Origin of the sequence: Brevibacillus massiliensis (assembly GCF_000311785.1) — a bacterium.
GTDB classification, from domain to species: domain Bacteria; phylum Bacillota; class Bacilli; order Brevibacillales; family Brevibacillaceae; genus Brevibacillus_C; species Brevibacillus_C massiliensis.
The window spans coordinates 326786-337588 of the sequence record NZ_HE978538.1; the positions used below are offsets into that span (position 1 = coordinate 326786).

Genomic DNA, 10803 nt, shown 5'->3' on the forward strand with positions numbered 1-10803 from the left:
ATTACTCTTCCTTTTCCTCGCCTACCGCCTCAAACGGCACTTCTACATACTCTTTTTCACCGAGCTCGATCCGGGCCTGTCCATTCGTCAGATCGGTGATCCGCTCGACGAACGAGCTCTCTTCTCCGTCCGGAATCAACACCGTAACTGTGACAAGGTCCGTATAGGCCGTGTCGACGACGCGATGCTGGCCGATTCGCAGCTCGTTTTCAACTTTTCCCCACCAGTGGTAATCCACCGTCACCGCGATCGACTGGTGCAGGATGTGGGCGACGATGCCAGCTGCCTTCAATCCTGCCACGGTACCCGCCGTATAGGCGCGTACAAGGCCCCCTGCACCCAATTTGATCCCGCCAAAATAACGTGTGACGACCACCACTGTATCTTTGAGACCGTTCTTTTTGATGCACTCCAAAATCGGCTTGCCAGCCGTTCCGCTGGGCTCTCCGTCATCGCTGGAACGCTGGATCTGGTCGTTTTCGCCGATGACGAAGGCAGAACAGTTGTGGGTCGCGTCCCAGTGCTTCTTTTTTATGCCGGCGATAAAGGCCGCCGCTTCCTCCTCTGTAGTCGCCCGCTGTGCGTAGCCGATAAAACGGGACCGTTCAATCACGATTTCGCTCTCGCCGTATCCTGCCACGGTCTTGTAATGCGCTAACATCCGTGTATCACCTCAAGTAGAAGCATAGCCAGTTTTTTTGCCAGATGCAATCTTTCCGATCCCGGTTGAAAACAAAGGCGGCATGAAATCGTAATGGAATATGCCAAAGTTTGTAATGAAAACGCAAAAGGGGGTATAGGTATAGAGATGAGCAGGTAACCAAGTATGTAAAGTTTGTGGCGAATCATTCCGAGCAGTGAAATGATTTTGAATCTATGCTATAGTAATATGGTACAACCTTCCTTTTTACAGGGAGGTCGGCAGCTTGCAGCACCAGGCATCTAAACCAAGGATTTGGCACCGTAAAGGAGTGACACAGATGGGACTTCCATATTCCAAACAAAAGTGGATGGCACTTACTTTGGCAGCCGTAGTTATGGCGACCGGCTCAGCCGCTTGGGCTGCTGATTCGACTGCAGCGCCGTCAGTTGCGCCAGTCAAGCAATCAGATCAATCTGAGGAGCTAACCCTTCAAAAAGCAGTAGAGCAGGCGCTCAAAACGAACAACGATCTTGTTACGCTGCGCATCGACATCGATACGGCAGATATCAACGCGCGTCTGGCAAGCGCCAAGGGAAGGGACCTGTCGGCGGATTTTGTCACGACGCTTGATTCCGCACAGGCGAAGTACGTGAATACCGCTACCGCGGAAACGAAAAAGAAAGTCAATCAGATGATGCTGAAATCGGTGGAAAACAAGGTGAAGCTGGGCGCCCAGAAGGCGTATTACGACCTGTTGAATGCGCAGGAAGACCTGAGCTTGAAGAAACAAAGCGAGCAGCGTGCAGAACTCCAGATGAAAGTGGCGAAATCGGCATTTGACGTGGGAACCAAAGCCAAGACGGATGTGCTGCAGGCGGAAGCTGCCCTGGCGGCAGCGCAGGCGGCAACGAGTGCTGCCGAGAGCAACCTCGAAGTCGCGCGGCTGAATCTGAACCAGTTTCTTGGCGTCGATTTGAACAAGCAGTGGAAACTGGTAAAAACAGATAACCAGGCAGACGCAAAAATGCCCGACCTGAACGAGGCGATCGCCCGGGCTTTGGAACAACGTCCGGAGATCACACAGGCTGAAGAGCAGATCAAACTGTCTGAGTTGAATGTGGACCTTATCCGTAAGTACTCATCCATCGCCACGTACCAAGGGCAGATGGCGGAGAACGACGTCGAGAAGGCGAAGATCGACCTCGAACAGACCAAGCGCAGCATTTCCATCGAGGTAGCACAAGCCTACCACAACCTGAACTCCGCAAAAACGTCGATCGATGCCCTGAAGAAGGCGAGAGACGCAGCGGCAGAAAACTACCGGCTGACCAACCTCCGCTTTGAAAACGGGCTTTCGACCACGCTCGAGGTGATCGGCGCGGAAGAGGAGCTTTCCAGCCGGGAAAACCAGTACCAACAAGCGGTACATAACTACAATCTGGCGACGGTAACGTTGCAGAATGCGATAGGCAATTGATCGGCTAACAAAAGGGAATGCTGGGAAAAGTTCGCAGGTGACAGTGGAGAATGCCTCCCCTATAATAACGATTAGCGCCTCTCAGCATTTTTTAAAACTTTTTTCACAGGCACCGCAACTTTTGGCGAGTTGAAGCGTTTAATAGAATGTCACACACATTACGGGGAAATTGTGTAAAAAAATAATTCACGAATTCTAGCATATGTGCTACACTATTGATTGTTGTACTCTTTTCTCTCAATAGCTACATATTGCTAGTCCTTCATACCTGAGAATTACGCGATCCTGCGAAGGGAGGTGAAACGCGCTTGCAGGATTCGGGCTTTAAAAAGAAATATACAGCTACAAATATTCCCCAAGAACACTCAGTTTATACTAGAGGAGGAGAATCTAAGGTTATGAAAAAGGTTGTTAACAGCTTGTTAGCAAGTGCACTTGCACTTACTGTAGCACCTATGGTTGTAGGCGCTGAAGGCGGAGCTACCAGCGACTCTGCAAACGACGCAAATCCCGAGTTGACCAAGACCGTTAAGCGTCTGCAAGCTCTGGAAATCGTCAAAGGTGACGAAAAAGGCCAAATCAACGAAGGCAATCCTATTACCCGTGCCGAGTTCGCGACTCTCGTAGTACGCGTTCGCGGTTTGGCTGACGGTGTGCCGCTCGCTCAGTTCCAACCGAACTTCAAAGACGTAAAAGTATCCGACTGGTATGCTGGCTGGATCAACGTCGCTTCCGGTCGTGAACTGGTTAAAGGTTATCCGGACAAAACTTTCAAACCGGAAAGCAACGTAACGTATGCTGAAGCAGTTACCATGATCGTTCGCGCTCTTGGTTATGAGCCGGCTGTTCTTCAAGAAGGCGGCGTATGGCCGAACAACTTCATCTCGAAAGCTGCTGAGCTGGGTGTGTCCAAAGGCGTATCCATCGACCCGAACAAACCGGCTACTCGCGGCGATGTCTTCTTGCTGCTCGACAACGCGCTCGATATCAACCTGATGAAGCAAACTACTTACGGTTCCGAAATCCGTTACCAAGCGGTACCAGGCACCAACCTGTTGAACGAATACATGAACATCGATGTATACAACATGGAGTGGGCATCCACTGACAACCGCAAATCCGAGGATCTTCCGACGGTATCCAACGTACCGGTTACTGACCTCGGCAACCTGAAGCCGAACGAAATCAGCTTCAGCGGCAGAAGCGGCACTCCGCTCCGCGGCAAATACACGGTTGTTGATCAAATCAACCCGAACGACTTCGCTGGTCAACGCGTACAAGTTTGGATGAAGAACGAACGCGGTAAGAACACCATCGTATGGATGGAAGATTCTACCGACCAGGATGTAATCACGACGACAATCGAAGTATTGTACCAAAACGGTAAAATCCCGGCAACTGACAGTGACATCAACTGGAGCGGAAGCTCTGACTCCGTACTTCGTTCCTTCGATCTGGAACTGGGTAATGGCAAGAAATACCGCTTTGCCAGCGACGCAAAAGTTGCTTACAACTTCAAAGTGTATGGCAATGCACTCGATGCGTTGAAAGATATGAAACTGTCTGACGCGGATATCGATTCTTACAGCGCGAAAGTCGTACTGAACGACGACGGCGAGATCAGCTACCTGTCCGTTGTTGACGACCTGTCTGCTGACCAAAACAGCAAATTCAAGTTTGGTTCCGAAGTCATCAAGTCTGTAGATGCTGAGAAACAAAAAATCGAGCCTTTGAAAGGTACCACTCTGGATCTGAAAAAGGACGAGGAAGGCCGCGACTTTATCGTTATCCGCAACGGTGAACCAGCGAAACTGGCCGACCTGAAACCGATGGACGTATACAGCGTCTACTACTCCGATCACAACAAAGATCGCCGCGTCATTATCGCCAACAGCACAGTAGTGGAAGGTAAAGTAGATTCCGTTGACTACCGCGACAGCGATAAGAAAAACGACTACTTCATCAAGATCGGCGACAAGCGCTACCGTCTGCGCAACGCTACTTACTCCGAGAACAACAACAAGACGATCGAAGAAACACCGATCAACAAAATCAAGGCTTTGGCAGGTATCGATGTAAAACTGTACCTGGATCCGTCGGGCCGTGTTCGCCACATCGAAACTTCGTCTTCTGTAAAAGAACGCCGTCAAGGTGCTATCTTGACGAAAGACGTTTACTACGATGCTGGTAAAGACGTATACAGCTTTACTGTCCTGAACGAAAAAGGTACAAAAGTTACCTTGGAAGTAAAAGACAGAGAAGATATCTTGGACAAAAACGGCGATGAAATGACTCATGAAGATATCATGAAGACCTTCAAAGTCGCCGAAGACAAGAACAAGGACGGCAAAATCGACAAAGATGAAAAGAACGTGCTGTTCTTTACCTATGAGCTGAATTCCAAAGGCGATGTGAGAGAAATCCGCCTCGACGATGGTGAATTGATCCACGTTGATAAAGACAAATGGGATAATGCTGCTGACGAAGATGACAACCTCGTGAGAATCAATGGCCGCGACTACGAAGTACCGGACGACAACGTTGTCTTCGACATGAAAGGCGATGTTGAAAAAACTGGCGATCGTTGGGAGCTGAAAAACACCGGCATTGGTAAATTCAGCAAAATCGCTAAAGACGACTTCGAAGTATATGTACACATCAACAGCAACAACGAAGCAGACTACTTCTTGGTTATCGATGGTGACAAGTCGATCGCATCCGATGGTCTGTACGGATTTGTAACCAACTTCTCCAGACTGGATGGCGATGACGCTGTTGTGATCCTGGACCAAGAGGGTAAAGAGAAGACTTATGTGCTGGATGGATCGGTTAACTTCAAACGCCGCGACTTCATCTACTATGATCTGAACGGCGATGATGAAGTCGACACCTCCAGAGTAATCGTTGATGGTGGCGGAAATTCCTATGCACCTGGCAAAGCACGTGTGAAGGAAACCGACTTGAAACGTGTAGGTCTTGATGAAATCCATGTTGCACGCGTTGATGAAGTAGATGGCGACAAGATCATCTACTATTCTGAGTACAACCCGTACGACGATAACAGCAAATCCATTGAAGACAGCAAGAAGGAAGTTTACTACACTCAATCCAACACTGTCTACTACAACATGGATACCTTTGAAGTCGAGTCCGGTGTAGAAGAAGGCGACTATGTTGTCCTCATCGACACTGACGATGATGGCTTCAAGATCGACTACGTTGTTATCGTTGCAAAAGGCGATAAAGTAGACGATTACGACTACAAAGGCAACTACAACATGAATGACTTCCTGAGCTATGTGCCGAAGGATAAACCAGAACCACCGGTAGATCCTGTATACTTCGATACTTTGAAAGGTACGAAGGCTGACTTCATCGGCAGCACAAAGATTTACCAAGTAAAAGGTCAATTGAAGGATCTCTATAAAAATGCAACTGTGGAAGTAGTCATCAATGGTGAAACCTACGCTGCAGAAGTAAGCAATGGCTCCTTTGAGCTTAACAAAGCTATCGACGGTGACTTCTCTGAATATCAAGTAAAAGTAACCATCGATGGTAAAACAGATACCGTAAAAGGTAAGTTTTAATTAACACCCTCTAGCATAGATTGACTAGGATTTGCTTGATTGGTAATCAGGGGGCATCTGCCCTCTGGTTACCTTACATAATTCAATTGAGCAATCCTCACTAGTAGTAAAATACTTGATGTTGCTAGGGATACATACACTTTAGTCAGTCATCCAGAGGTATCCCTACCTCATAAATAAACAGAATCCTATCACACTTTTGGAGGGATAGTACGTGAAGAACAAGAAGCTTATCGTTTCTTTGTTGTCTACTGCTTTGATCAGCAGCATGGCAGCGTCTGCATTCGCAGCTCCTAAAGACGGTATTTACCTTGGCGGAAACGTCAATAAATACTACGATTTAGGAACTTATGTCAATAATAGCCAACAGGCACTGAGTGATATTAACAGCGCTATTTCAGGTCAAGGCGGTTTAGCTAACGTTCTGTATGTTGACCAAAATGGCACAGTAGGTGCCAGCGGTAACGATATCATGGCAAAAGGCGGCCTAACTGGTGCTACTCACGAGCTTAAAGCAGATGACTTCACATCGAACGAATACACTGATGTGAAAACTAATGCAAAGCTTGAGCCGAAAAAAGAATTTGATCAACCTGCTGGTGAGTTGAAGGTTGAGAGTGTAAGTGCTATTACCGCTAATAGCTTTAAAGTAACATTTAACAAAGCAGTTGAAGATATTTCTAAGGCGACCTTTACAGTAAAACAAGGTACTTCTGTTGTTTCTTTCCAAGCCGCTTCTTGGAATGCTGAAAAAACTGAAGCTACTCTTGTTAAATCTGTAGGTAAACTTGCTGCAGGTGAGTACGAAGTAACCGTTTCTGGCCTGACTACAGATCCAGTTACCACTAAAGTAACTGTTGAAGCTGAGACTGTTTCAAATCTTGAATTTGATGGTACTAACCTTGTTCAAGATGCAAACGGTCAAACCGCGACTGTTGCTCTGAAGGTTTTGAACCAGTACGGTGAGGACATTGCAAAGTCGCTGCAACCTTCTGATTTGACTATCACCTCTTCTGTTGGAAGTGCGACATTCTCCAACGCAACTGGTTTGATTACAGTTGACCCTGATGTTGCTGGTACTGGTACATTTACATCTCTGGATATTAAGGAAGTAACTGTAACCGTACTGCACAATGCTACCGGCAAAAAAGTTACATCTAAGTTGACTGTAGCTGCTGCAGCACAAATTGCTTCCATTGAAGTAGGACAGCCAGTACTTCCTTCTGGTGCAACTAAATTCGTTCAAGGAACAGGTTATCAACTTCCTGTGACCGCTAAAGATCAATACGGTAAGGATGTAACTTTGACTGCTGGTACTCTTCCTTCTAACGGTCTGGCAGTAGCAACTAGCTCCTCCGAAGTTACTAACTTCCGTGTAGATTCTAACGGTAAAGTACTCTTCGATATCGGTTCTGTAACCACCACTAAGGATGTTACTGTAACGCTGATTATCGCAGCAACTGGCGAAAGCAAAGCAGTAACATTTAAGATTTATGCTCCTGCAACAGCTACAGAAGCAACATTGACTGCTCCGACAACTAAGTTCACTACAGCTAACACTGCTGGTGGTAACGAATATAAAGTTCCAGTGTCGGTAGTTGATCAATACGGTGCTAAACTGACTGATGATCAAGTAGTCGCTGCTTATAACGCAGGTGCGTTCACTATCGTTTCATCTAACCCTAATGTATTTACGATTCCAACAACGGGCGCAATTGTGAAGGATGCAACACAAGGTGCAGTTCTAAAAGTAGTTGCTGCTGCGAAGGGATCTGCTAATGTTATCTTTACAGTAAACAATAGCGCTAAAACAACTGTACTCCCGTTGACTGTTGTTGATCCTGGTACTCCAGCTGTAATCACACTTGCTCCTTCTGCAACTCATGTAACTGAAGGTGCTTCTACTACAGTAAAAGCTAGCTTCCTTGACTCTTATGGTGATGCTATTACTGCTGCAGCTAATACTTACAAAGTTGCTTATACTGTAGATGCCGCAGATAGCGCTAAAGTAAGCTTCTCTAACAATCACCAAAATGTTGCAGCACAAATTTCTACCGGTACTACTATCACTGCTCAACCAGGCTCTGCTGGTAGCACTGTTAAAGTAACTGCTACACTGTATAACGATGCAGATAATGATAACACTGTGGATACCGGCGAAGCAGTTGATACCAAAACCTTTGACCTTGTTATTGCAGGATCCAGCGCAACCCTTACGTATGACATTGAAGCCGTACCTACTCTGCATGCAACTGGTGGTAGCGCAGTAAATAGCGAATACGCAAAAGAGTTGAAGCTGACTGCAAGAGATGCTAGCGGAAACGTAATCGCTATTCCAGCATCTCGAATCGTTGGCGCAACCTCCAGCGACTCTAGTGTAGTGGCTGTAGGATTTGACAGCGGTGTATACAAAGTTGTTGGTAATGCCGTACCATCCGGTCAAACTACTGCAACTGCTGAAATTACTCTCTTGGTTGAAGATACAGACGGTTCTGTGAAACCAGTTAAAGAAACAGTAACTGTTTCTAATGAAGCTCTTCGTGCTGTAGCAATCAAAGCTGTAGATGACGCAGATGGTGAGACAGAAATTACATCTTACACCGTTGAAGATGCTAACTCTAATGGTACACACGATGAGTTGCAAACTGGTTTTGACCTGACTGATATTACCGATGGCAACTTCAGCTTCATTGTTGAAGACCAGTTTGGTGGTACATCTCTTAGCAGTACAGCCGTTACCTATGTAGTAACCGGTACTTCCGAGTTTATTTTTGGTACTGGAGACTCCATCGGCGTAACTTCTGGTGTTTTGGCACTGACTGATGCTGATAGTAGCACTCTCTACAGAGCTGACGCTAACTTCGTTGTAACTGCTGCGACAAACAATAGTCTGACAGCTGCCGTAACAGTCAAATTCGATGCTGCAAGTGAGATTACTGCTCCAACCGTGGTAACTCCAGCTGGTGATGGCGGAGGCAACGGTGAAACAGTAGCAGCTTCTAATTCGATCTCTGTCGTATTTAGCGAAGTATTGTCTGATGAAAGCAAAGAAGATGTAGAAGCAGCTTTCAAAGCTGCTGTAACAGGTGTAGCGGCGTCAGACCTTGATTTCAATTGGAATGACACCACCTATACTCTTACTATTACAAACAACCACGCAACTGATGCTGCAGTCTTTAATGATGATGTAGTAGCAGATATTACTGACATTGTTGGTAATACTACTACAGGTGCTACTCTTCTTGCACAATAATTTTGATTGGTAATTGTCACCACCCAAAAGGGTCTACCTCGAAAGGGGTAGGCTCTTTCTTCTTTTAAAAACAAAAGAGCCCATACGGACTCTTATCCCCCATATCTCTCTAAAAATTCCTCTACGGCCTTATTTACTACGTCTTTCACAGTGTAACCTGTACTGTTCACGAATCCCGTCAAGCGTTCTGACAGCTGCGCTTGGATCTGCACGGTCTTGGTAATTGACGCCCCTCTGTACCGTTTCATATGTAGGGGCTGCGGCCGATCTAAAACCATGTTCAGCAGTTTGTCCTTGTTCCTCAGAATCTCCTGCAATCCCTGTAGTAACTCTTGGGGCAAAATTTGATTCGGCGCTGCCGTGGAACTTTCTCTAGCCTTATTCGGGAACGCGACAATGTTGTTATCTGCGGATTCTACTTGCAAAGGATTGCTGGTGTCTGAAAAGACATTGCCATTTTCAAGTTGTTGTTCATTGCTGGCCTGCAAATCATTGCTTGCCGGCAAAGTCTGGCTATCCATTACACTTTTTTGTAAATTGCTTGCAGATGGGGTAAAAAGTAAGGTAGATTCGTCTACATTCTCAGATGGTTCGCGCTTCGCCAAAGGATCAGGGACATAGTTCTTAATCGTCCAGTCCCAGCGGTAGCCATGCCTGCGCATGAAGCCGCTGACGCCGCCTTTTCCTTTATACCCCAACAGATCCGCGATTTCTTCCGCTGAATGTCCTTCCCGAAACAATTCGATGATCACTTCTACGCGTTCATTGGATTCCATGTATGGTTCCTCCTCACTACGATAATTTCTCTAATGCTTCCCGTAGATGTTCCGGGGTGGTGTGGGTGTAGATCGAGGTCGCCCGCGGCGAAGCATGGCCGAGCAGCTTCCCGATTCGCAGAAGGTCTACACCATGATCTTTGTACAGGGACGTGGCAAACGAATGCCGCAAGACATGGGGAGTGACGTTTTTGGTAATCCCGGCTTCTTCGGCGATCTTATGAATAGTCAGACGAATATAGCCGGGAGTCATTTTTGTCGCCATTTTCTTGGTGACGAAGAAATAGGGGGAGCTGACCTTGGGCCGCACGTTCTCCAGGTAATCCCGAAGAATCGGCGCCAGCTCCGGATGCAGCGGAATGATCCGGTATTTGTCTCCCTTACCATGCCATACGGTGATCGACGCTTCTTCAAAGTTGACATCTTCTATCTTGAGGTTGGTCAGTTCGGAAATGCGCAGGCCGGAATATCTAAGGGTTTGGATGATGGTGTAGATTCGCTTCCCTTTGTCTTTGTCTTGATTAATAACGGACAAGAGCCGTTCGATTTCATCTTTGGTTAGGTATTTGGGAATGCTCTCCGGCTTCTTGGGTGCTTGAAGGCGGTTGCTTGGGTTTTTCTGAATGTACTCCTCCCGTTCAAGGAAACGGAAAAAGGAGCGAAACGTAGCGACCATTCGAATAATACTGTTTGTCTTGTAGAGTTTCTCCTCAGACAAGTAGCGAAGAAACATACGCAAATGATGCGTTTCGATTTCATCGACGAACGGCTCAACCTTCCACTGCTGGAGGTAGTACCGATGGAATTGCGTTAAGTCCTTCTCGTATCCTTTGATGGTTTCGCCACTTCGATTCACCTCCACTTTCAAGTATGTAAGAAACTCCTGAATGGCCTCGAATAAGGCGATCATGCGGACTCTCCTTTCTCTCAAGTTTTGTTTGACTCTCAGTTGGTTAGCTGGTGTCATGAACACACCAATGACTCACGATATTCGCCTCCCAATAACACAAACATATGTTCTAATGTGTGGTTAAAAAGAAAAACCATGCCTTGCTTTGGTTTGTTCG

6 protein-coding genes are annotated in these 10803 nt (G+C 46.7%); 3 read left to right on the forward strand and 3 right to left on the reverse strand.

Features of this window, described 5'->3' with window-relative positions; genetic code table 11:
- Window position 1: 1 nt before the first annotated feature.
- On the reverse strand, window positions 2-661 hold the full coding sequence (locus HGBM_RS10735; RefSeq protein ID WP_019121113.1) for a YigZ family protein: 660 nt from the start codon (window positions 659-661) through the stop codon (window positions 2-4).
- A gap of 319 nt (window positions 662-980) precedes the next feature.
- Between HGBM_RS10735 and HGBM_RS10740 the strand changes: the two genes are divergently transcribed.
- The 3 genes from HGBM_RS10740 to HGBM_RS10750 all read left to right on the forward strand — a co-directional run bounded on the left by HGBM_RS10740 (window position 981) and on the right by HGBM_RS10750 (window position 8960).
- Complete coding sequence (locus tag HGBM_RS10740) at window positions 981-2120, forward strand: TolC family protein (protein WP_019121114.1); 1140 nt, start codon at window positions 981-983, stop codon at window positions 2118-2120.
- 398 nt (window positions 2121-2518) lie between these two features.
- Window positions 2519-5707 carry an S-layer homology domain-containing protein gene (locus tag HGBM_RS27195; protein ID WP_019121115.1) on the forward strand — a complete coding sequence of 1063 codons (3189 nt, stop codon included), beginning with the start codon at window positions 2519-2521 and terminating at the stop codon, window positions 5705-5707.
- A 214-nt stretch (window positions 5708-5921) separates the two neighbouring features.
- Complete coding sequence (locus HGBM_RS10750; RefSeq protein ID WP_019121116.1) at window positions 5922-8960, forward strand: beta strand repeat-containing protein; 3039 nt, start codon at window positions 5922-5924, stop codon at window positions 8958-8960.
- 92 nt (window positions 8961-9052) lie between these two features.
- Here the strand turns inward: HGBM_RS10750 and HGBM_RS10755 are convergent, their stop codons facing one another.
- Together HGBM_RS10755 and xerA are read right to left on the reverse strand one after the other, a co-directional pair.
- Window positions 9053-9736, reverse strand: a complete 684-nt coding sequence (locus HGBM_RS10755; protein ID WP_019121117.1) for a helix-turn-helix domain-containing protein — start codon at window positions 9734-9736, stop codon at window positions 9053-9055.
- 16 nt (window positions 9737-9752) lie between these two features.
- Entirely contained in the window at window positions 9753-10646 is an 894-nt protein-coding gene (gene xerA, locus HGBM_RS10760) for a site-specific tyrosine recombinase/integron integrase (RefSeq protein WP_019121118.1), read from the reverse strand.
- Window positions 10647-10803 lie beyond the last annotated feature (157 nt).